This window comes from Mesorhizobium sp. M0816 (assembly GCF_040320005.1).
Classification (GTDB): domain Bacteria; phylum Pseudomonadota; class Alphaproteobacteria; order Rhizobiales; family Rhizobiaceae; genus Mesorhizobium.
Map to the genome: position 1 here is coordinate 343623 of NZ_JAMYOT010000005.1, position 21525 is coordinate 365147.

The 21525-nt window shown below is 61.0% G+C and carries 18 protein-coding genes and 1 pseudogene; 8 read left to right on the forward strand and 11 right to left on the reverse strand.

The genetic code is table 11. The annotated features are described in order from the left end of the window. Positions 1-234 precede the first annotated feature (234 nt). The 4 genes and pseudogenes from NKI17_RS10475 to NKI17_RS10490 all read right to left on the reverse strand — a co-directional run bounded on the left by NKI17_RS10475 (position 235) and on the right by NKI17_RS10490 (position 5243). Positions 235-1688: pseudogene (locus NKI17_RS10475) on the reverse strand (aldehyde dehydrogenase family protein). Then, complete coding sequence (locus NKI17_RS10480; RefSeq protein ID WP_352854910.1) at positions 1685-2959, reverse strand: NAD(P)/FAD-dependent oxidoreductase; 1275 nt, start codon at positions 2957-2959, stop codon at positions 1685-1687. Before NKI17_RS10480 ends, NKI17_RS10475 begins: the two are co-directional and overlap by 4 nt. A 56-nt stretch (positions 2960-3015) precedes the next feature. Further along, complete coding sequence (locus NKI17_RS10485) at positions 3016-4194, reverse strand: alanine racemase (RefSeq protein WP_352905862.1); 1179 nt, start codon at positions 4192-4194, stop codon at positions 3016-3018. A gap of 11 nt (positions 4195-4205) precedes the next feature. Beyond that, a complete protein-coding gene (locus NKI17_RS10490) occupies positions 4206-5243 on the reverse strand; it encodes a GNAT family N-acetyltransferase (RefSeq protein ID WP_352905863.1) in 1038 nt (345 codons plus the stop codon). Positions 5244-5286: 43 nt separating this feature from the next. Between NKI17_RS10490 and NKI17_RS10495 the strand changes: the two genes are divergently transcribed. After that, the gene (locus NKI17_RS10495) at positions 5287-6228 is read left to right on the forward strand and encodes an ornithine cyclodeaminase family protein (protein ID WP_352905864.1); all 942 of its coding nucleotides are present in this window, start codon (positions 5287-5289) and stop codon (positions 6226-6228) included. Positions 6229-6374: 146 nt separating this feature from the next. On the opposite strand, the gene NKI17_RS10500 is transcribed toward NKI17_RS10495, so the two are convergent. The 6 genes from NKI17_RS10500 to NKI17_RS10525 form a co-directional block, all read right to left on the reverse strand. Continuing rightward, a complete protein-coding gene (locus NKI17_RS10500) occupies positions 6375-7706 on the reverse strand; it encodes an NAD(P)/FAD-dependent oxidoreductase (protein WP_502894468.1) in 1332 nt (443 codons plus the stop codon). A 29-nt stretch (positions 7707-7735) separates the two neighbouring features. Next, on the reverse strand, positions 7736-8614 hold the full coding sequence (locus NKI17_RS10505) for an ABC transporter permease (protein WP_352854914.1): 879 nt from the start codon (positions 8612-8614) through the stop codon (positions 7736-7738). Positions 8615-8646: 32 nt separating this feature from the next. Next, positions 8647-9597: an ABC transporter permease gene (locus tag NKI17_RS10510; protein ID WP_023678808.1), complete on the reverse strand. Its 951-nt coding sequence runs from the start codon at positions 9595-9597 to the stop codon at positions 8647-8649. 84 nt (positions 9598-9681) lie between these two features. Further along, positions 9682-11352: a peptide ABC transporter substrate-binding protein gene (locus tag NKI17_RS10515; RefSeq protein WP_352905866.1), complete on the reverse strand. Its 1671-nt coding sequence runs from the start codon at positions 11350-11352 to the stop codon at positions 9682-9684. Between the two features lie 23 nt (positions 11353-11375). Next, positions 11376-13040 (reverse strand): ABC transporter ATP-binding protein, encoded by a 1665-nt coding sequence (locus tag NKI17_RS10520; RefSeq protein WP_352692448.1) that lies wholly within the window; start codon positions 13038-13040, stop codon positions 11376-11378. 416 nt (positions 13041-13456) lie between these two features. After that, on the reverse strand, positions 13457-13660 hold the full coding sequence (locus NKI17_RS10525; RefSeq protein ID WP_352692447.1) for a hypothetical protein: 204 nt from the start codon (positions 13658-13660) through the stop codon (positions 13457-13459). A 156-nt stretch (positions 13661-13816) separates the two neighbouring features. Between NKI17_RS10525 and NKI17_RS10530 the strand changes: the two genes are divergently transcribed. The 6 genes from NKI17_RS10530 (at position 13817) to NKI17_RS10555 (ending at position 18276) form a co-directional block, all read left to right on the forward strand. Then, entirely contained in the window at positions 13817-15142 is a 1326-nt protein-coding gene (locus tag NKI17_RS10530; RefSeq protein WP_352692446.1) for an NAD(P)/FAD-dependent oxidoreductase, read from the forward strand. An 84-nt stretch (positions 15143-15226) separates the two neighbouring features. After that, entirely contained in the window at positions 15227-16300 is a 1074-nt protein-coding gene (locus NKI17_RS10535; protein WP_352905867.1) for a tartrate dehydrogenase, read from the forward strand. A 10-nt stretch (positions 16301-16310) separates the two neighbouring features. Next, complete coding sequence (locus NKI17_RS10540; RefSeq protein WP_023678802.1) at positions 16311-16787, forward strand: Lrp/AsnC family transcriptional regulator; 477 nt, start codon at positions 16311-16313, stop codon at positions 16785-16787. 311 nt (positions 16788-17098) lie between these two features. Continuing rightward, positions 17099-17419, forward strand: a complete 321-nt coding sequence (locus tag NKI17_RS10545; RefSeq protein WP_352578045.1) for a nucleotidyltransferase domain-containing protein — start codon at positions 17099-17101, stop codon at positions 17417-17419. Next, the gene (locus NKI17_RS10550) at positions 17406-17945 is read left to right on the forward strand and encodes a ribonuclease toxin HepT-like protein (protein WP_352905868.1); all 540 of its coding nucleotides are present in this window, start codon (positions 17406-17408) and stop codon (positions 17943-17945) included. Before NKI17_RS10545 ends, NKI17_RS10550 begins: the two co-directional genes overlap by 14 nt. Before the next feature lie 4 nt (positions 17946-17949). Beyond that, positions 17950-18276, forward strand: coding sequence for an HVO_A0114 family putative DNA-binding protein (locus NKI17_RS10555; protein ID WP_352570968.1), 327 nt, complete (start codon positions 17950-17952; stop codon positions 18274-18276). Between the two features lie 349 nt (positions 18277-18625). On the opposite strand, the gene NKI17_RS10560 is transcribed toward NKI17_RS10555, so the two are convergent. Beyond that, a complete protein-coding gene (locus NKI17_RS10560; protein ID WP_352646373.1) occupies positions 18626-20002 on the reverse strand; it encodes an aspartate aminotransferase family protein in 1377 nt (458 codons plus the stop codon). 428 nt (positions 20003-20430) lie between these two features. Here NKI17_RS10560 and NKI17_RS10565 point away from each other — a divergent pair, with 428 nt between their 5' ends. After that, a complete protein-coding gene (locus NKI17_RS10565; protein ID WP_352646245.1) occupies positions 20431-21120 on the forward strand; it encodes a haloacid dehalogenase type II in 690 nt (229 codons plus the stop codon). The last annotated feature ends 405 nt before the right edge of the window (positions 21121-21525 follow it).

A 21525-nucleotide genomic window follows, 5' to 3' on the forward strand; every position in this document is an offset into this window, starting at 1 on the left:
TGTTCAATTCGATGTACGGAACGTACAGACTCGGCCGGCTGGACCGCGACGGCCAAACATCTCTAATTCCGACGGCATTCTAGATCGACCAAGCCTCCCTACCGGGCCTCGACCGGGTTTCTCAGCAGATGGCCCGCACGCTGCGGAGGGCAATTGCCAGGTTCGTATGTGAGCCCGGTCCAGGAGCTCGGCTCGGCCCACGGGCGCGCCCCCTGCGCTGGGCGAAGATGTCGCCTAGAAATAGCCGAGGATGGATTTTACCTCGAGATACTCCAACATGCCCTCGATTCCATATTCGCGTCCGTTTCCGGACTGCTTGAAACCGCCAAACGGGGCGTGCGGATCCCAGGCCGGGTAGTTGAGATGCACCTGACCGGAGCGGATCCGCGAGGCCACGTCCCTGACGGCGTCCACATCCTTGCCCTGCACATGAGCCCCCAGACCGTAGACCGTGTCGTTGGCGATGGTGACGGCCTCCTCGATTGTGTCGTAGGGGATGATGCAGAGAACTGGCCCGAAGACCTCTTCCTGGGCAATACGCATGGTTGTGCGCACGTCGGAAAAGATGGTCGGCCTCACATAGAACCCGACGTTCAGATCGTGCGCACGGCCCGGTCCGCCGGTGAGGAGCCTGGCGCCCTCAGAAATGCCGACGCCGATCATGGTTTGGATGCGGTCGAATTGGGCACGGTTTGCGATTGCACCATGAGTTGTGGCTTCGCAAAGCGGATGCCAATGACGATCTGGGCTGCTGCCCTTTTGGCGATTGCCTCGATCTCGGAGAGCAGCGAGCGTGGCACGATCATGCGCGTCGGGGCGCTGCATGACTGGCCGAGATTGCGGAAGGCGGCGGCTACGCCCAGAGAAACGGCGCGATCGAGATCTGCGTCCGGCAGGATCACGTTCGGCGACTTGCCGCCCAGCTCCTGCGCGACACGCTTGACCGTGGTCGCCGCCGCCTGGGCCACAGCAATGCCCGCGCGGGTGGACCCGGTAATGGAGATCATGTCGACATCCGGATGGGAGGCGAGACCCATACCCACGCCTGGACCATGACCTTGCAGGAGGTTGAAAACCCCAGCAGGGAAGCCGGCTTCCTCGATTGCCTCGGCGAATAGCAGGGCGTCCAAGGGAGAAAGCTCACTCGGCTTCAGCACGATCGTGCAGCCTGCAGCGAGCGCCGGCGAAACCTTGGCGGTGATCTGGTAAAGTGGCCAGTTCCACGGAGTGATCAAGGCGCAGACACCGATCGGTTCGTGGGTGACGGCGGTTTGCCCCCGTTGCTTGACGAAGCGAAAGTCTGTCAGCACATCGCGAGCGACCTTAACATGCGTGATCGCCAGCGGCACCTGGGCGCTGCGCGCATAGCCGATCGCCGCGCCCATTTCGAGGCTCAGGCATTGAGCCAGCAGTTCGCCGCGCGCCTCGAGCAGCGCTCGCAGGCGATCGAGCAGACCCGCGCGGTCTTCTGGCGTAGTCCGACTCCAGGTGGCGAATGCCCGGCGAGCCGCTGCAACGGCCGCGTCAACGTCCTCGCCATTTCCAAGCGGAAACTGGCTCACAACCTCTTCTGTGGCGGGATTGACGACGACGCCCGTCGCGGTGCCGCTCGGCTCAACCCATTGACCGTCGATGAAGAACTTGTCCAGGTGGCCGTTGCGGGCCAGGCGTTCGAGGGGCGTCATCACCCTACAAGGTCCTTCATGCGGTAATAGGCGCCGAGAATCGGCAGGAACCAGGGGCGCCCGAAATAACCGGGGATCGCTGGCCAGTCGAAATCCTTCCAGGGATTGAGCTCGGGGTGCCCGTCCATGACGTCGGCCATGATGGTGCCCATCAACGTCGACATTTGGGTCCCGTGTCCGCTATAGCCCATCGAGTAATAGATGCCATCGCGCTCTCCGGCGCGCGGCAGGCGATCGCGGGTCATATCGACCATGCCGCCCCAGCAGTAGTCGATGCGGGTGCCGGCCAGTTCCGGAAAGACCTCGACCATCGCCGCCTTGAGTATCCGGCCGCTTTTTTCGTCGGATTGAGGGTTGGACACGGCAAAGCGCGCCCTCCCGCCGAACAAAAGGCGATTGTCCGGCGTGAGCCGCCAGTAGACAACGAGATTGCGCGTGTCGACGACCATGCGCCCAGTCGGCATGAGACGCCTAAGGTGGTCGGGCGACAGCGGCTCGGTCACGATCAGAAATGCGCCGACCGGGATCATGCGCCGGCGGATCCAGCCGAGCGGGCCAACCTGGGAAATGCCGCTTGCCAACAGGACCTGCCGCGCGACGATCTTGCCCTTTGGCGTCGTTACCTCATGCCCGCCTGAAACCTTGCGCATCGCCATGACGGGCGAGCGTTCATGGACCTCTGCGCCACGCCGGGCAGCGGCGGTCGCGAGGCCCCGGACGAACCGGCCGACATGCATGCCCGCGCTCTTGGGAAAGAGCAGCCCGCCATGGTAGCGGTTGGTGCCGACTTCGGTTCGCAGGTCCTCGCGCGCGATCATCCTGGTGTCGGGATCGATATTGGCAGCCAGTAGTTCCTGGCTGCGCGCCAGCATGTCGTAGTGTTCGGGCTTGGCGGCAAGCTTGAGCTTGCCGACGCGGGAGAAGCTGCAGTCGATCTTCTCTTCCTGCACTAGCCGCTCGATCATATCGACGCCGGCGTCAAAAGCCTTGTAGAGCGCATTTGCGGCCGGCTTGCCGTGCTTGCCAGCCATGATTGCATAGTTCTGGGCAAAGCCGTTGTTGCACATGCCGCCATTGCGGCCGGACGCGGCATTGCCGATCGTTTCGGCCTCCAACAGGGCAACCCGGGCGCCCTTTTTGGCAAGGGCCAGCGCGGCGGAGGAGCCGGTCAAGCCGCCGCCCACAATCGCCACGTCGTAGTGGCCTTCGAGCGGTTTGGACGACCCTTCATTGAACGGCTGAGACGTATCCAGCCAGTAAGAGGTAAACTTCATTTTCTTGACCACCAGTGTTGATTTGAGTGGGGCGACATCCGAGCGTAGTCGCGCGCCTACCAGCCGCGCATCCGCTCCCAACGCGCTTCAATCTTGGGGCTGGCCCCGTTGACGACGCTGTAAAAATCATGCTGGGCGGCCATCGCACACGCATGGTTGGGCAGAATGCGGACCCGAGTCCCGAGCGGCAACTCGGGCATGGACTTTCCAGAACCGGCACGAATGGCGAGGATACCGTGTTCCTGGCTGGCCTGGGCCACGATCACATCTTCAAGCACCCGCCCCTTTTCGTCGCAGACCACGCCGTAACCCTGGTCGATCTGCTGGTTTGCGGTTCCCCGGTCGCGCGAAAGCGCCATCCATCCAGCGTCAACCAGCACCCATCCCTTTTCCGGCTTGGACCCGATCACCGTGGCCAATACGGAAATCGCTATGTCGTCGAGTTCGCACACCCCAACGCCGTGCTGGACCAGGTCGAAGAACATGTAGACCCCGGCGCGCAGCTCCGTGACCCCCTCAAGATTGTCGACGAAATGCGCTGTCGGCGTTGAGCCGACGCTGACGATCGGGCAGGCATGGCCATGGGCGCGCAGGATTTCAGCGGCGCGCACCGTGGCTGAACGCTCGTTCTCGCCTGCCTTGACCAGCGCATCGGGCGTGTTCAAGCCATAGGATTCGCCTGCATGGGCGAGAACGCCGACGAGATTGGCACTGGCCGCGACGACACTGCCGGCCACGTCGAGCAACTTCGGGTCGTCCGGCCTCAAGCCACCGCGATGGTCATCGCAGTCCAGTTCGATGAAAACAGATGGGGTCATACCGGTGGCTTGGCGGACGCTGGCCAGGGCATCGGCCTGCCCGACCGAATCGAGCAACAGCTTCACATCAGCGCCGGTGCGGCGACAAAGCTCCATGGCCCGCCTGGCCGAGGCCGGCGAGATGCCGACCGCGTAGGTCATGTCTCGAAAGCCATGGCCCGCGAAATACTCCGCCTCGGCGATGGTCGAGACCGTGATCGGACCGCGTTCGCGATGGAACGCGTATCGGGCGACATCGATGCTCTTGGCCGTCTTCATATGCGGGCGCAGCACCACGCCAAGCTTCCTGGCGCGCTCAGCCAGACCCTTGATGTTGTGCTCGAGCCGGCCACGGTCTAGAAGCAGCGTCGGGGTGACCAAGGCGTCGATCGTCCTAGCCGTCTCGCTCACCGCCAAGCTTGCTGCCATCTTATTCATAGTCTCGTTTCCTAAGTGAACGACTGGTTTGCCAACGCATACATATGGGCTGGCCCCTCGGCGACGGGTCGTTGTCCTTTGACCATGGCGGTCGCACTGCCGGACCGCTGCAGGCCAAGGCTCGCAAGCCAGTCGCCCAATCCATCCTCGGCATAGACGTCGATGCGAACGAATTGATTGTGAAGCTTCGAAAGCTGGGCCAGGATCAGAAGCCGCGCGTCGTGGTCGCTCTCGGCTGCACAAGGGCCGACGACATAGCCGCGGCCAAACCTCCTCGCGACAGCGTAGCCTGCAATCCGTCCCCTGCGCTCAATGACCAATGCGTTGCCCACATAGGCGAGCGCAGCCACCATCGGCAGCCGGGGCATGCCCGTGGCCCGTTCGTCGAAGGCCTGGATTGCCGCGAGGTCAGAGGCTGTCGCTTGACGGATGTCGTCGCGGGTACTCCGCGTCACGGCGACAGCCAGCGAGCCCTGGTGCTGAAGCACCGTGCCCCATGCAGTGAAGCCGCGTCGCTTGTAGAGCGCCAGCCCCTCTTCGGTTGAGTTGAGCAGCAGGTTGCGACCGTGTGTCGCCTCAAGCAATCCATCAAAGAGCCGGGCGCCGTTGCCACCGCCTTGCGCGGAGCCAGTAACTATGATCATCCCGACCGAGGCATAGGACTGTCCGTAATTCCAGGACATGGCCGTGCCAATCACCTGTCCTGCCCGCTCAAGGACCAGGCCATTGCCGACCATCAGGGCAAATTCCCAATCCTCCTGACGGTAGGGCCAGGCCATCTCCTGCGACAGCTTCAGTGCGCTCGGCAAATGGCGGGTTTCCAATTTCATCAGCTCGATCGGGGCGCTGACGATATCTCTGTCATGCTCAAAGGCCATAAGGTGCAACGCTGTCAGTTGATCCAGAGTCGGATTGAAGTCGGATCTTAGAGTCGCGCCCGGCGGACAGATTTCGCTGCTGTTTTGCGCCTTCAAATCAGCGGTATTATTCGTTTTATGCAGTTCCTCGGCATGCCAAATCGTGCAAATCGGGCGAGGAATACCTGGCACCTTGAATTGCCGCTTCCGCGATCGCCGAGGCCCAGGAGGAATTTTGGATGATCTACATCAGCGAAGAGGAGTCAGCCGCCCTGTCACGCATGAACTTGCTTTCGAGGCGGCGCGCGAGGCTCTCGTGGCGGCAGCATTGCGGCAGAGCTGGGTCTTTCCGGCTGTTCTCGGGCGCACACAGGAGGTGACCAATACCTTCTCAATCAAATCCGGTTCGTCGGGCGAGTTGACCGGCGTGAAAATTGGCTCCTTCTGGTCGGGCAACCCGACACGTGGCCTTCCCCGCCACAACTCGACCATCGTGCTGCTCGATCAGCATACAGGTCGGCTCGGCGCCGTAGTCGAGGCCGGGAAGGTCAACGCCTACAGGACGGCCGCCGCCGACGCGGTTGCGGCCGATCTTCTTGCGCGCAAGCAAGCCAAGGTTCTGGCGATCTTCGGGGCCGGCAACCAGGCGAGCTTCGAAGTGATGGCGCTGGCACGCATCCGCCCAATCGAAACCGTGCTGGTCGTGGCCCGGCCTTCGCCGCGGCGCGACGCTTTTGTCGATCAGATCGGCGAAAGGGGACTGAAGGCGCGCGCTGCCTTGCCGGAAGAAGCCGTGCGCACGGCCGACATCGTGGTGACGGCGACACCCGCACGCGAACCGCTGTTCGATGCCGCTTGGGTGGGACCCGGAACCCATATCGTCAGCATCGGGTCGGATGCTCCGGGTAAACGCGAATTGCCGAGCGAATTATTTCCCAAGGCACGTCTGTTTTGTGATCTGCTTTCCCAGTCCGTCCAGATCGGCGAGTTCCAATATGTGCGCGACGAGATCGACGTCGGCGTGCTTGTGGTAACACCAATCGGCGACGTTATTGAAAGGCGTGCGCTCGGACGCCGCTTCGACAATGAGATCACGGTCTTCGACAGTTCCGGCATCTCCCTGCAGGACCTCTACATGGCCGACGCGCTGATCCGCGCAAAGGCGTCCCACCGCTGATCAGTTTCGCACCAGGCCCCAGTCCCGACGGATTTTTCGACACTCTCCGGCAACAAGGTGATCCCGCGCGATCCTGCAGTCGTGTCAGCGGCGGGCGCGCCAAAGGGTTGCCCGCATTAACCACGGATCGCCCCCGATGTCGGCGACTAGCGTCTGTCGCGCCAGAAGGCGAGACGGTCCTGCAACCGATAGCCCTGGATAATCGCCGGCATGAACCACGGATTGCCACGATAGAGCGGGACGGCCGAAGGCGGTCGAAAGTCGAACGCAGTGCGCGACTGCTCGCCATGCCCCATCAACTTGTGGGCCGCACGCATGCCAATCCATGGCGCCCAGACCACGCCCGAACCGCAGAAGCCAGTTGCATAGACCACGCCGTCCTTCTCGAAGATGCGGGGCAGCATGTCTCGGTTCATCGCCACATTGCCGAACCAGCAATGCGAAAGGCGCACGTTCTCCAACTCCGGGAAAAGGTTCACCAGGCCCTTGCGAAGGAGAAGTTTCGGCGCCGCCGGATCGCCGACGCGGGAACTGTCACGGCCCCCCAGCAGGATACGTTTTCCGTCGGGCGAGGGACGATAATAGAAACCGAGTTGCCGGTTCTCGGTGATCGTCATCAGCTTCGGCATCAGTCGCGCCATGACATCGGGCGCAAGTTCTTCGGTGACGATGATCCGGCTGCGGACCGGAACCAGGCGGCGGCGCAGGAAGGGAGCGGCGCCGTCGGTATAGCCGTTGGTACAGACCAGAACCTGCCGTGCATCCACCGTCCCTGCCGAAGTCGCGACACGGAAGCCCGAACCGTTCCTCTCGATCGACTTGACCACTGTATGCGAATGAACCGTCAACCCGGATGCGAGCGCCACCCGCAGGAGCTCAGCATGGAATTTTGCGGGGTGCAGCCCGCCAATGTCCATCCGAACGGTTCCGCCGCGGTAGAAGTCGGTGCCGATATAATTTCGCTGCTCGGCATGCGGAACCGCGTAGGACTCGATCCCCAGTTTCTTCGCCAGCGTCTCGGCGCCGCGCGCCATCTTCTCATACTGTTCATATCCGAAAGCGCCTTTGAACTGGCCAACCAGTCGGAAGTCGCAGTCGAGCCCTTCGGTCTTGATGAAGTCGTAGAGGAATTCGCGTGCGAGCTTGCCCTCGGCCTCGATCGCCATGGCCTTCTCTTCCCCGAAGCGCCGGGTGATCGTGGCATGGTCCGGCCGGATGGTCCCGCTCGTAATCCCGCCGTTGCGGGTGGAAGCACCCTCGCCCGGATTCATCGCATCAAAGGCTGCGACCGAGCGTCCTTCGCGCGCCAGCGCAAGCCCGGCCGAAAGCCCGGCATAGCCGGCGCCGACAATTGCCACGTCAAGGTTCTTTGCGACCGGCTGCCGCGGCAGCGGCATGACGGGCGCTGCTTCCCACCAGTAGGGTGTGTTCTTGTCGGCGATATGAGGCTCTTGCACGTGGCTGACTTCTCGCTGCATTGCAGGGGTAATCTACGGTCGGTGAAACTTCAGATGTGGTCGTCTCGGACGTCGAGCGCATCACGCAGCCCGTCACCGATGAAATTGAAACTGGTTACCGCGATGGTGATTGCAGCTCCGGGAATGATTGCCAGCCAAGGTGCGCTGCCCAGATATTGCTGGGCGCCATTGAGCATGTTGCCCCAGCTGGGCAGTGGCGGCTGGATCCCGTAGCCGAGGAAACTGATGTAGGCTTCCATGAGAATGGCGCGCGCGACCGTCAAGGTGGAAGCGACGATAATCGGCCCCATGGCGTTGGGCAGTATCTCGCGGAACATGATGTGGGTGCCGCTCAATCCCAGCATGCGCCCGGCCAGGACGAACTCGCGTTCGCGTAACGAGCGGACTTCCGCTTCGACTATGCGGGCAACCTCCATCCAACTGGTGAGGGCGATAATGACGGTGATCATCACAGGACTGGGCTTCAGCGCGGCAGCCAGCGCCAGCAGCAGAAAGATCGATGGGAATGACAGGAATCCATCGACCGTGCGCATCAGTATGGCCCCGACCCAGCCGCCGCGATAGCCGGCAATCACGCCGACCAGGGTGCCGATGAGCGTCGACAAAACCATGGCAAAGAAACCCACCAGCAGCGAGATTCGTCCCGCCATCAAAAGCCTTGCCGCCACGTCGCGGCCAAGCGGATCGGTACCTAGAAAGTGGTAGCCCGTCAGCGGAGGGGCAAAGCGGGCTCGCAGATCGATATACAGTGAGTCATAAGGCAGGAGATGGGGGCCGAGGACGCAAGCGAGGCTCAGGAAGATGATCATCGCCAACCCGAGCAGCGCCAAGCGATGACGCATGAAACGACGTGCCGCGCGGTTGTTTCTCCATCGGCTTGGAGCTGCATTTGCGGTGAAAGCGGTCATATCGGCTGTCTCCTGTCGGGGAAGTTGCGCGCTCAAGCCAGACGAATGCGCGGATCGACAATAGCGACGACAATGTCGGCGATCAGGTTTCCAAGCAGAACGAGGATGGCGGAGAACATCAGCAGCCCCATCACAACCGGATAGTCGCTGTAACCAAGGCTATCGAGGAACAACCGTCCCATTCCTGGCCAGGTAAAGACGGTTTCGGTCACGAGCGCGCCAGTGAGGACACTGGGAAGCTGCATCCCGGCCAGGGTAATCATCGGCAAAAGTGCGTTGCCGACGACATGCTTCATCAGAATCCGGCGTTCACTCAACCCCTTGGCCCGAGCCGTCTTGACGAAGTCCTGGCTAATGGCGTCGAGAGTGGCCGTCCGCATGTAGCGGCTCCAGATCGCGACATGGACCAGCGACAGCACGATACTTGGCAGGATCAGATGGTGGAGGTAGCCCAGGATTGAGGCGTCGCCGATCTCGGACATATTACCCGCAGGCAGCCAACCCAACTTCAGGGAAAAGACGTAGATGCCGACGAGTCCGAACCAGAAGGTGGGGACGGACAACGCAACCATGGCCCCGACAGTTGCAAGATAATCGAACAGCGAGTAGCGGCGCGTGGCGCCTCGGATTCCAATCCAGGCGCCAATGGAGATCGCAATTGCGGTTGAGGACCCCATCAGCAGCAGCGTGGCAAAGAGATGGCTGCCGATCACCTCCAATACCGGCGCTCCGTCGCGGAAGGAGTGACCCCAGTCGCCCCGCACCAGCCGCCATGCCCAGTCCAGATATTGGATCCATATGGGTCGATCGAGGCCCAGCAGCCCCTTGAGACGCTCGATATCCTGCTGGGTCATTCCGGGATCGAGCCCGAATTGCGCCAGCGGGCCGCCGGGAAGGAGGTTCAGAATGCCGAAGCCGATGATCGAAACGATCACAAGCAGCACCAGGCTCTGCGAGAGGCGATTGAGCAGGAAGCCGCGCATTCGAGTCCCTCCATTGTGGGTTGATGATTTTAGTCTGTTGCCGCCGCCGCGGCGGAATCGGCGGGGCGGCGGCAACTGCGTGGATTAGGCCTTCCACTGCCAGGCTGCGGCATCCCACGACGCGGTGCGGGTGTTGGCGTTGGGCTCGAAGCCGTCCAACCCTTTCTTGCGCCCGAGGACGATTGTGTACGCGAACAGCGGCAGGAAGGGCAGATCATAGCGCACCACTTCCTGCACGCGATTATAGATCCCGCGTCGTTCTTCCGGATCGAAGCTGCGAGCGCCCTTTTCGAGCAGGGCATCGACCTCAGGGTTGGAATATTGCCCGGTGTTCGAACCGTGTCCGCCTTGAGCGGCGATTGCCTTCGTATGGAGCCGGTTTGTGGCGTCGGGGTCCGCGGCAATCAGATAGGTGACGCCCACCATGGCGGTGTCGAATTGCGATTTCAGCCAGAACTCGCCCCACATGACTGCAGCCGGCAAATTCGAGATCGTCATCTCGACGCCGATCTCGGCAAACGTCTGCTGCAGGAACTGCTGCGTCTGCTCGCGGAGGTTGTTGCCAGAAGTTGTCGAGTTCGAGAAGGACAGTCGCACCCCATCCTTGGCGCGGATTCCATCCGGCCCCGGCACCCAGCCGGCCTCATCAAGGATTTGGCGCGCCCGGTCCAGATTGAACTCCTGAACCGGCAGGTTCGGGTCGTAGTAGTAGGACTCCTTCGGCATGAAGGTCTCGGTGAGAGTGCCCACGCCGTAATAGATCGTGTCGACGATCGCTTTCCTATCCAAGGCGGCGTAGAGCGCCTGGCGCACTGCCAACTCCTTGAACTGCGGGCGGCCCAAATTGAGGTAGATCGACTCCAGGGATGACCCGGTCTCAAGTGTCACCACGCGGTCTGCTAGTTCGCGGGCTTCAGTATAATGGTCGGCGGTGATGTACGACTGATCGACCAGGTCCACGTCGCCGCTCTTGAATTGCGTGTAGAGCACTGTCATGTCGGGGATGTATTTGAAGATGAGCTGCTCGACATAGGGGCCTTCGCCCGCGTACTCAGGATTGGCGACGAGCTCGATGTGATCACCTGCGACGCGCTCGCTCCATTTAAATGCGCCGGTGCCGACCGGCGCCTGGTTGAACGCGGCTGTATTCGGATCGGCCTCTTTCTCCAGAATGTGCTTGGGCACGATGAACGTTTCGGCCAAGAACGAAAGATAGGGCGCAAAAGCCTCCTTCATCCGCCATGTGATCTCGGTGGGCGAAACCACTGTGATGTCCTGCACGAGCGAATGGCCGCTCGTGCGCCAAGCGCGAAACTTCGGGTTCGTGATGAGTTCAAGGGTGAATTTCACGTCCTCGGCCGTGAAGGGCTCACCATCGTGCCAGCGGGCATTGTCACGCAACCGAATGCGCCAGTTGAGACCGTCCTCCGAAATGCCGCCGTTCTTTTGGCTTGGCACCTCGGCTGCGAGGTTTGGATGTAGGCCACCTTGGGGATCCATGCGGACCAGCGCGTCGAAAACCGAGAAATGGACCGCGTCATCGACTTCGATATGCGCCATCAGCGGATTGAACACGGTCGGCTCTTGGGAGAGGCCGACGATGACGCGACCGGCCGGGCCTGCAGGAGGGGTCTTGGCGAAGGCGGGCTTGCCCAACAGATTGGGCGCGATGAGGCCTGCAGCCCCACCTATCGCCATCAGTCGCAGCGCTTCGCGCCTCGAGTAGTTGGACGTAGTCGATGAATTTTTGGTCATGGTAGTTCCTCTCTTGTTATTGCTTATGCGTTTGCTGCTACTGAACGGGCATTGCCCGGCCGCTCTCCTGGAATTGCCGCTACCAGTTGGCGCGTGTAGGCTGCTTGCGGGTTCAGGAATATTTGCGAGGGCGGTCCGCGCTCGACGATCCGGCCCTTCTGCATCACCGCGATTTCGTCGCAGATCTGGCTGGCGACGCGCAGGTCGTGCGTGATGAAGACCATCGACACGCCCGTCTCGCGCTGGATCTGGTCCAGAAGCTGCAGGATCTGCGCCTGGATCGACACGTCGAGTGCGGAGACCGCCTCGTCGGCAATCAACAGCTTCGGCTTGAACATCAGCGCACGAGCGATGCCGATGCGCTGGCGTTGCCCACCCGAGAACTCGTGCGGGTAGCGGCCAAAAGCGCCGGCATCGAGACCGACATGGGCCAGAAGCGCACGCGCTTCATCGCGCGCTTGGACATAAGGCATCCCGTGTGCCATCGGGCCTACCGTCATGATGTGACCGACCGTCGAGCGTGGGTTCAGAGAAGCGAAGGGATCCTGGAAGATCATCTGGATCCGCGGTCGAAGCGGGCGGAACTTCGCTTCGGAAAGCCTGGCTATGTCACAGCCCTCGAACAAGATCCCGCCGCCGTCATTGTCCAGCAGCTTGATCAGCAGCCGGCCCAGCGAGGATTTCCCCGAACCGCTCTCGCCTACGACCCCAAGCGTGCGGCCGGGCGCCAGTTCGAACGAAACCTCGTTGACCGCTGTCACAACTCGTTGCGCGCCGAACAGCGCGCTACCGCCGCGATAGGTCTTCACCAGACCCTCAACCTTCAGGATCGGCTCCTTGCTGGCAGCCTCCGGACGAGGGCGATCTTCGCCGGTCAAATGCGGTACGGCTGCAATCAGGCGCTGGGTATAAGGGTGCTTGGGCGACTTCAGCACCTGCTCGGCGCTGCCCTGTTCGACGACATGGCCCTTTTCCATCACCACGACGCTGTCGGCGATCTCGGCCACCACGCCGAAATCGTGGGTGATGAACATCACGCTCATGCCCTTGCGCCGCTGAATGTCACGGATCAGTTGCAGGATCTGAGCCTGGGTGGTGACGTCGAGCGCGGTGGTTGGTTCATCCGCAATCAGCACCGTCGGCTCGAGCGCCAGGGCCATGGCGATCATGACGCGCTGCCGCTGCCCGCCCGAAAGCCGGAAAGGGTACTGGTAATACATGAGTTCGGGATCTGGCAGGCCTACTTCAGTGAGCAGTTCGATTGCGCGGCTTCGACAGGTTTGTGGCGTGCCGAAGCCATGCGCTGCCATGACCTCGTCAATCTGCGCGCCCACCGTCATCAGGGGATTGAGCGCCGAGAGCGGGTCCTGAAAGATCATCGACACGACCCGTCCACGCAGGTTGCGCAGCTTGTCTGGCGACATGCCGACGATGTTCATCCCCTCCAGCTGGATTATTCCCGATGAGAGGCGGATCACCTTGGGCAGTAGCCCCATGATCGCGTTCGCCGTGACCGACTTACCCGATCCGGACTCGCCTATGATGCAGAGTATCTGGCCGCGTTTCAGATCGAAGGAAATATCTTTGACAGCATGGGTCCGTTCCATGCCTTGCGGCAAATTCACCGTGAGGTCGCGCACCGAAAGCGCCACATCGTGGGGGGCTACAGCCTGGATGCTTGCGACCATCGAGATCACCTCCCCTTTCAACCGAGCGCGTCCACCCTGTTGCGGACCGCTTCATCGCCCTTTGAGTAGAAGCGCCTCACCGTAGCGGCCGTAGTCTGGCCTTCTCGGCGCTTCGCGCGCTGAGTCTGCGAGAGACGGGTTCTGCTCATCCTGGCGGTTCCCTTATGAAATCCGGTCCGTGTACCGGACTCTGTTCCCTTTTTTCTTGGAGAACTCTCCGAAGGGGCAAGCCCTGCCTGCCGGATGTCCTCTGGAGCCTGCCTACCATAAGGAAGGGTTGCTCCGTTCTTCCAGCCAGTTTGACTGTTCTGTTTCCGCAGAGTCTTCGAAACTTGGCCCTCGCGCGGCAGGAACTTCTGAAAAGAACATCCAGTTCGGCATTTCACTCTGTTCCCGTTTCGGCGCGGAAACCGGGATCAGGCAACCATATCCTTCATCCGGCAATACGCGCCCAAGAGGGATAGGACCAAGGCTTTCCGGTGTACATCGGCACATGTGCAGGCCATGCCGCCGAGCGGATTGGTGACCGTGCGGCCCATCACAATGTCGGCCAAGGCGCTGCCGATCAAGGTCGACAACTGCGCCGTGTGCCGCCCATACCGCAGATGACGCGACTGCATGAAGTGTACTCCTGCTTGGCTCGCAGCGAGCTTTTCGCGCAATAATTGCCTGTCCTGGAGGCTGCTAAACGCAGGAAATTCCGTCCAGGCACAAACTCCGCAGCCTGCCTCTGCGGGCGGCAGGTTAGGATGCTTCAAATTACCGGAGTCCCATCCATGCCCGCGCCGCTCATGCACATCGACTGCAGCCCTTCCCTCCCTCGCGAGGCGGACGTCGTCGTTATCGGCGGCGGCGTGGTGGGCGTGTTCAGCGCATACTATCTGGCGCGCCGCGGCCTCAAGGTCGCCCTGGTCGAGAAGGGGCGCATCGCGGCCGAGCAGTCCAGCCGCAACTGGGGCTGGTGCCGCCAGCAGAACCGCGATGCGCGTGAGCTGCCGATGGCGACCAAGAGTCTCGACCTCTGGGACAAGGTGGCACAGGAGACCGGCCAAGACACCGGCTTTCGCCGCTGCGGGCTCCTCTATCTCTCACAAGACGAAAATGAGCTGGCAGGCTGGGCGAAGTGGCGCGATTTTGCGAGAACGGTCGGGATCACCACGCACATGCTGAGCGCGGAAGAAGCCACCGAACGGGGCAAAGCGACGGGCCGCAAATGGAAAGGTGGCGTGTTCTCGCCAACTGACGGAACGGCGGACCCTTCCAAGGCAGTGCCGGTTGCGGCGCGCGGCATCATGGCGGCGGGCGGCACCGTACATCAGCATTGCGCGGCGCGCGGGCTGGAATTGAGCGCCGGCCGGGTGAGCGCTGTGGTGACCGAAGCGGGCACCATCCATACAAAGACTGTTGTCATGGCCGGGGGCGCGTGGGCTTCTTCCTTCTGCAACCAGCTTGGTGTGCGTTTCCCGCAAGCTGCCGTGCGTTCGTCCATTCTGGCCGTGGCACCCGGCGCAAACAGCCTGCCGGATGCCCTGCATACCACGCGCGTCTCTCTGACGCGGCGCAGCAACGGTGGATACGCGCTGGCGATCAGCGGGCGGGCGCGTGTCGATCCAACGCTGCAGCAGTTCAGGTTCAGCCGCGAGTTTGTACCTATGTTCGCCCGCCGCTGGCGCAATCTCGCCCCGGGCGCCTTCGAGGGCTGGCGTCAAGGCCATGAAAGCCTGCGCAAATGGGCCCTCGACGACATCACGCCAATGGAACGGAACCGCATTCTCGACCCGAAGCCCGACATGGGACAGATTCGGCTGACATATCGAAGAGCCTGCGAATTGATCCCCGAACTCCAACGCGTCGCGATCTCCGATGTATGGGCGGGTTATATCGACAGTACACCCGATGGCATTCCCGCAGTCGGCGAAGTGGAGGGGATTCCGGGCTTCATCCTGGCGGCGGGATTCAGCGGTCACGGCTTCGGGATCGGCCCCGGCGCGGGGCATATGATCGCCGACATCATTACAGGCAGCGAGCCTATCGTCGATCCGCGTCCTTATAGGCCCGAGCGCCTGAAGACTGCTGCGTGGGGCAAGGTCGCTGAATTCTGAGAAGACCGTCTTGCCAACATACAATCGATCGCACACGAGATTGAGGTCACGAGGCGGCCAGCACCAAAAAACAGGGAAGTGACGATGCGCGAATATGAGATTGCCGCCATTCCTGCCGACGGGATCGGCCCAGAGGTGATTGCCGCAGGTCTCCAGGCGCTTGAGGCGCTGCAGCAGCGCTGCGGCCACTTCAAGCTCCGCGTCCGGCACTTCGACTGGGGCTCAGACTATTACAAGGCCCATGGTCGGATGATGCCCGAAGATGGGGTGGCGCAACTGAAGCGCTTCGACGCCATCTTCTTTGGCGCGGTCGGCGCCCCCGATCTGCCTGACGACATCACGCTCTGGGGCCTCCGGCTGCCGATCTGCCAAGGCTTTGATCAGTACGCCAACGTGCGGCCGACCAGGATATTGCCCGGGATTGTTTCGCCGCTGGCGGGCGTTGGCCCTGGCGATCTGGATTGGGTGATCGTGCGGGAGAATTCCGAGGGTGAGTATTCGGGCCACGGCGGCCGCGCCCATCGCGGACTCCCCGAGGAGGTCGGAACCGAGGTCGCGATCTTCACGCGCGTCGGCGTCACCCGCATCATGCGCTATGCATTCCGGCTGGCGCAGTCACGGCCACGAAAGCTCCTGACAGTTGTTACGAAATCCAACGCGCAGCGTCACGGCATGGTAATGTGGGACGAAATCGCAGCCGAGGTGGCGCGGGAATTCCCGGACCTCGCGTGGGACAAGATGCTAGTCGATGCTATGACAGTGCGTATGACGTTGAAACCTCGGAGCCTCGATACGATCGTCGCCACCAATCTTCACGCCGACATATTGTCGGACCTTGCAGGCGCGCTCGCGGGCAGTCTCGGCGTTGCACCGACCGCCAACATTGATCCCGAGCGGCGCTATCCCTCGATGTTCGAGCCAATTCACGGCTCGGCATTCGACATCGCCGGCAAAGGTATTGCCAACCCGGTCGCGACCTTCTGGACCGCTGCCCAGATGCTCGAACATCTGGGCGAGAGCGCAGCGGCCGTGCGGTTGATGAGCGCTGTGGAAGCGGTGACGAGTGAAGGCGTGCTGACGCCGGACGTAGGAGGGACAGCGACCACGCAGGAGGTGACGGACGCCGTCTGTCGGGCGATCCGCGGTTCGAACGTCTGACAGGTTTCCAATGAAGCTCGACAGGATCGACATCAAGATCTTATCCCAACTGCAAAAGAACGGGCGGGTCACGAATGTCGAGCTTGCCGACCTGGTCAACCTTTCGCCGAGCCCTTGCCTGATGCGGGTGAAGAAGCTTCAGGCGGAAGGCTTCATCACCGGCTATTCCGCCCAGATCGATGTGTCCAAGCTCGGACAGACTCTAACGATCTTCACCGAAGTCACGCTCAAGCACCATCAACAGAACGACTTCGCGAGATTTCTCACCGCAATTCAGAAAGTCGATTCTGTCATCGAATGCCATCTGGTTTCAGGCGGCTACGACTATCTTGTGAAGTTTGTCACAGCGGGCATCAGCGAGTACCAGACGATCATGGAGCGCATGATCGAATTGGATATCGGAATCGACAAATATTTCAGCTTCGTCGTGCTGAAGTCACCGATCGTGAAATCCCATTTGCCTCTCGACATCATTTTCGACAAATGAGAAAGCTGCTCCGGCTCGGTCCTCAAGCGGCGGCGCTCGTGCCAAGCTCCATCTTGTTGCGCGCGCGGCATTTGTCGAATGACGGTGTCACGATTCGGCGGAGGCCGTCATTGCCACTCGCCTGAACGGCGCTTAGCCTAAAACTTCGACTGCATCTGGACATTTCCAGCGAACGCCTGTTTTCGCCTTGTCCTCGTCAAATGGCTTGAATATATCATACAATGATATATAGGCAGTTAGCACGCACAGCTAGCGGAGTTGCGACAATCTCGCCTCGGGTCACAGTTGGACCAAAGGCAACAGGCGAAAAGATGAACAAGATTAACACTTTGATCCACCGAAGAGCTGACGATCGCCGGAAGACCGCGCAAGCCTGTGTATCGCGTATTCTCCGGAACGCCAAAGCCCGCGGCGTCGATATCTCTGTTGTCGGATCCCTCGCGAAAAACCGTTTCCGCGTCCACTCGGACGTAGATCTGCTGGTGCACGGACGCACTGATCCCGCGCGCCGGGCCATGGTAGAGCGCTTGGTCGCAGACCAGCTTCGGGGAACGAACATTCCTTATGACCTGATCTTTGCCTCAGACGTTTCGTCCGAACGAGTGCAGGAATTGCTTAATGACAGCGTTTAAGCATCCGGCATTCGCAAAACTGTCGCCAAAAATCGACCGCGCTGCGAAGGAACTGCAGCAAATCGAGGAATATCTGGCGGCTCATCGGAGTGAGCTGTCACGCGGCGAATGGGGCGCGGTCGCAGCAGTTTCGCTGGGAGTCCACAATGTCTACAACGGCATCGAGGACATCCTGCTCAGCCTCTCCAACGACATAGACGGCCTCGTTCCCCAAGGGCCTACGATGCACCAGGACGTGCTCGATCAGATGTCGGCGGAAATTGCAGGCATCCGGCCGGCTGTGCTCGACCCCGAGCTTTATCAGTCGTTGAGTGAGTTAGAGGGATTCCGTCACCTGGTGAGGCATCGGTACGGTTTTGACCTGAAAACAGACAAGGTGCAGGAAAGCCTCGACAGGGTAAAAGAGGCATTTCCGTCTTTCGTCGAGGCCATTGTTTACTTGGAAAGCACCCTTACTGAGGAAAACACGCACGACAGCGATGGCGGCGGCGACGGCTCAGGCGGCGGGGCATCTGGTGGTCCCTGAACCAATGGCTCAGTCGTGCGCGCCGGAAGAGGTTCTGCGGGCGTTGACCCCTGAGAATTGTCGGCTGGTGGCGCTGATCCATCGGTATCGACCGCAAAGCATCACGGAACTGTGCAGGTTGGCGGCGCGTCCGCAGCCGAACGTATCCCGCTCCTTGGCGGCCCTTGAGCGGGCGGGAATTGTCTCAATGGCGGGCTCCAGGCCGAAGAGACCCGAACTCGCCGTGCAACGAGTCACGATCGACCTCGCTGAGCTTCAGAATGGCCGATGCGAGGTCGACGATTCGTGGAGACAAATCGCCGGACCATCATCTTTGCTGCGCGATGGGTGACAGGAGCAAAAGTCGATCAGTGGGATGCGAAACCGCCGCTGACCAGGTTTGGCAAGTATTGGAGGTGAAGCCTCGGTGACGCCGAGCCGATCGCCAAGCTAGTCCCAAAAGGAGGGCCGGAGGTTTTAGCGGTTTTCATTTGGCCCAGGAAGATATCACGACAGGCGCGTCCTGCCTGTAAGCGGGTTTCGCCGGAAATCTTGGGCCGGGCCACCTGGCGTTGAATGTCGTTCTCGGAGCCGTTCGTATAGCGGAGAAAGAAGCGTCTGGGCTGATATTTAGGCCGGGAAACATGCGAAAGACCCGGACGGCGTGAGTTTAGCCCTGGTCGATGCAATGCGCCCGCTGATCAGCCCTTCATCGCTGCCCGCACATCCTTATCTTCGAGGGTTTGGTCCAGCGTCATCCGCGTGCGTTCGAGGATTCCATCAATATCGTCGTCCGTGCAGCAGAGCGGCGGCGCATAGCCGAGAATGCCGCTGTTGAAGGCACGGATGACAAGGCCGTTCGCCCACGCGCGCTCGAAGATGCGGCGCCCCGGATCGGCCGCCACCGGCAGCGGCGTCTTGCGTGCCTTGTCAGTGACCAACTCGATTGCTGCCAGCATGCCGCGACCGCGAATGTCGCCCACCAGCGGGTGGTCGGCGAGCGAGCGAAGGCCTTCCATCAAGCGCTTGCCCGCCTTCCGCCCATTCTCGAGCAAGCCATCTTCATAAAGACGCAGGCATTCGAGCCCGACCGCCGCGCTAACGGGATGGGCCGAATAAGTATAGCCATGGCCGACAGCCGCTTTGCCGGCTCCGTCCGCGATCGTATTGTACACCTGGTCCGACATAAAAACGGCGCCCATCGGCACGTAGCCCGAGGTCAGTCCCTTCGCCGTGGTCATGAAATCCGGCACGACCTCGTCTTCCTCACACGCGAAGAGCGGGCCGGTACGGCCAAAGGCAGTGATGACTTCGTCGGCAACGAACAGAATGTCGTGTTCCTTGCACACGGCGTGCAGAGCCTTCAGCCAACCTGTCGGTGGAACGAGGACACCGCCCGAACCCTGGATGGGTTCGGCGTAAAAGGCCGCAACGCGGCCCGCGCCGAGTTCCGCGATTTTGGACCGCAGCGCCGCGACCGATGCATCGATGATCGACTGCGGGTCAGAACCGACCGGATTGCGATAGGCGTAGTGCGAGGGAATCTTGTGCTGCCAGTCGTAAGGCACGCCGAAACCCGCATGGAAGGCCGGGATCGCTGTCAGACCTGACCCTGCCGTCGAGGATCCATGGTAGCCATACTCGACCGAGATGAACTGGTCCTTTTGCGGCGTACCCGTGGCATGGTGGTAATAGCGAATAAAGCGGATCGTACTGTCGACTGCGTCGGAGCCGCCAAGCGTGAAATAGACATGGTTCAAATCGCCGGGCGCCAGTTCGGCAAGCCTGGCAGCAAGGCGAATGGCAGGCTCGGATCCCAGCCCGAAATATCCCGTCGCATAGGGAAGCTCGCTTAGCTGCTTTGCGGCTGCTTCAACGACGCTTTCCTGGCCGTATCCGATGTTGACGCACCATAGACCGGCAAATCCGTCCAGCAGGGTTTTCCCGCTTGCATCGGTCACGGTTGCGCCCTTGGCGGATTTGAGCACCCGCACGCCCGTGTCCTCGTGGCTCCGATAGCATGAAAACGGGTGAACCAGGTGTGCGCGATCGAGTTCGATCAGTGAGTTTGCCAGCATTTCTTCCTCCGATTCAGCGTAGTGCCTGACTGACGAGAGCATAAGTCCGATGTGGTGTGATTTCGTCCTTCAGCTCGTTTTCCAGCGTGATCTGCTGCGCGGTCATGGTTCATTCCGGGCCTGAATTCGCCTAGGCCGAAGATAGGCGGCCGCGGACAGCAGTTCCTCCCGACCAGAACCTGAGCGATAGGCGTTTTGACTTTCCATTGCCGCTGGCACCGCATCTTATGCCACGCACGGCTGAGAGATCGCGCGCCCGCCGAAGCTCGAAACGAACTCAGGCGCAACTCTCTGCCAAAGCTCTCACGCACTACAAAACAATCTGCTTCAGGACGCATCGAATGCGGCGACTAGTCTTCTCCGGTTCTCATTATGATCCTTGCTGTTAAAGGCACGCAGTGCCGACAGGATTGGAAGGATCGACGCCCATGACCCAGTTCAGACCGAAATACATCACCTTCGACTGCTATGGCACGCTGACCAACTTCGACATGTCCGGCGCGGCGAGACGCGTATATGGTGCGCAGCTCTCCCCAGCTGGGATGGCGCAGTTCATCAGGGATTTCTCGGCCTATCGCCTCGACGAGGTTCTTGGCGCCTGGAAGCCGTACAGCGAGGTCGTGCACAATTCCGTGGAACGGACCTGCAAGCGCAACGGCGTCGCATTCCGGCCCGAGGATGCCCAGCGCATCTATGCGGAAGTGCCGACATGGGGTCCGCACCCGGATGTGCCGGTGGGCCTGGCCAAGGTCGCCAAGGAGATTCCGCTGGTGATCCTGTCGAACTCCATGAAGAGCCTGATCATGTCGAACGTGGAGAAACTCGGCGCACCCTTTCACATGGTCATCACGGCCGAAGAGACGGGCGCCTACAAGCCGCAGATGAAGGGCTTCGAATATATGTTCGACAAACTAGGCTGCGGCCCGGAGGACATTACGCACGTGTCGTCCTCATTTCGCTACGATCTCATGACCGCCTATGATCTCGGTATCAAGAGCAAGGTCTGGGTGAACCGCGGCCACGAGCCTGCGAACCCCTTCTACGAATATACCGAAATCAAGGATATCGGCGGTCTGGCCGGCGCCGTCGGACTGGAGCCCGTTCGGGAATTCGCCTGAACGTTTGTTTGCTGGCGCAGTCGCACCAGACTGAGGCGCTCCCAAAACGTTAATGCTCACTGGTCGCAATAGAGAAAGGGGCGGTTTTCACCGCCCCTTTCTTTGTTGTTCCAACGCTTTAGGGGCTGCAAGTGTTTCCACCTGCTTGCAAGATAACTAGTGGTTAAGATCTAACGATTGGTACCCGATCGTAAGCGCGGCCACATCGCGAGCGCCTCCGTCTTCCTATCGGAAGAAATGTCTGACGCCATCTTGCCGCAAATGTTATCTCTAGCGATCCGTCCTCGATCGAAGAAGGATCGCATCAATGGACGATTGGAGAATCGGGAATATCTGGGTAACCAGAATTCTGGAGATGTGCGACCCTCTGGGGACGCCGTCGGAATGGTTCCCCGACTGCACCGA

Excerpts from the sequence above, each read along its gene's own strand:
- NKI17_RS10480 (WP_352854910.1), bottom strand. The coding sequence starts at position 2,959 with ATGAAGTTTACCTCTTACTGGCTGGATACGTCTCAGCCGTTCAATGAA.
- NKI17_RS10485 (WP_352905862.1), bottom strand. The coding sequence starts at position 4,194 with ATGAATAAGATGGCAGCAAGCTTGGCGGTGAGCGAGACGGCTAGGACG.
- NKI17_RS10500 (WP_502894468.1), bottom strand. The coding sequence starts at position 7,706 with ATGCAGCGAGAAGTCAGCCACGTGCAAGAGCCTCATATCGCCGACAAG.
- NKI17_RS10505 (WP_352854914.1), bottom strand. The coding sequence starts at position 8,614 with ATGACCGCTTTCACCGCAAATGCAGCTCCAAGCCGATGGAGAAACAAC.
- NKI17_RS10510 (WP_023678808.1), bottom strand. The coding sequence starts at position 9,597 with ATGCGCGGCTTCCTGCTCAATCGCCTCTCGCAGAGCCTGGTGCTGCTT.
- NKI17_RS10515 (WP_352905866.1), bottom strand. The coding sequence starts at position 11,352 with ATGACCAAAAATTCATCGACTACGTCCAACTACTCGAGGCGCGAAGCG.
- NKI17_RS10520 (WP_352692448.1), bottom strand. The coding sequence starts at position 13,040 with ATGGTCGCAAGCATCCAGGCTGTAGCCCCCCACGATGTGGCGCTTTCG.
- NKI17_RS10525 (WP_352692447.1), bottom strand. The coding sequence starts at position 13,660 with ATGCAGTCGCGTCATCTGCGGTATGGGCGGCACACGGCGCAGTTGTCG.
- NKI17_RS10530 (WP_352692446.1), top strand. The coding sequence starts at position 13,817 with ATGCCCGCGCCGCTCATGCACATCGACTGCAGCCCTTCCCTCCCTCGC.
- NKI17_RS10535 (WP_352905867.1), top strand. The coding sequence starts at position 15,227 with ATGCGCGAATATGAGATTGCCGCCATTCCTGCCGACGGGATCGGCCCA.
- NKI17_RS10540 (WP_023678802.1), top strand. The coding sequence starts at position 16,311 with ATGAAGCTCGACAGGATCGACATCAAGATCTTATCCCAACTGCAAAAG.
- NKI17_RS10545 (WP_352578045.1), top strand. The coding sequence starts at position 17,099 with ATGAACAAGATTAACACTTTGATCCACCGAAGAGCTGACGATCGCCGG.
- NKI17_RS10550 (WP_352905868.1), top strand. The coding sequence starts at position 17,406 with ATGACAGCGTTTAAGCATCCGGCATTCGCAAAACTGTCGCCAAAAATC.
- NKI17_RS10555 (WP_352570968.1), top strand. The coding sequence starts at position 17,950 with ATGGCTCAGTCGTGCGCGCCGGAAGAGGTTCTGCGGGCGTTGACCCCT.
- NKI17_RS10560 (WP_352646373.1), bottom strand. The coding sequence starts at position 20,002 with ATGCTGGCAAACTCACTGATCGAACTCGATCGCGCACACCTGGTTCAC.
- NKI17_RS10565 (WP_352646245.1), top strand. The coding sequence starts at position 20,431 with ATGACCCAGTTCAGACCGAAATACATCACCTTCGACTGCTATGGCACG.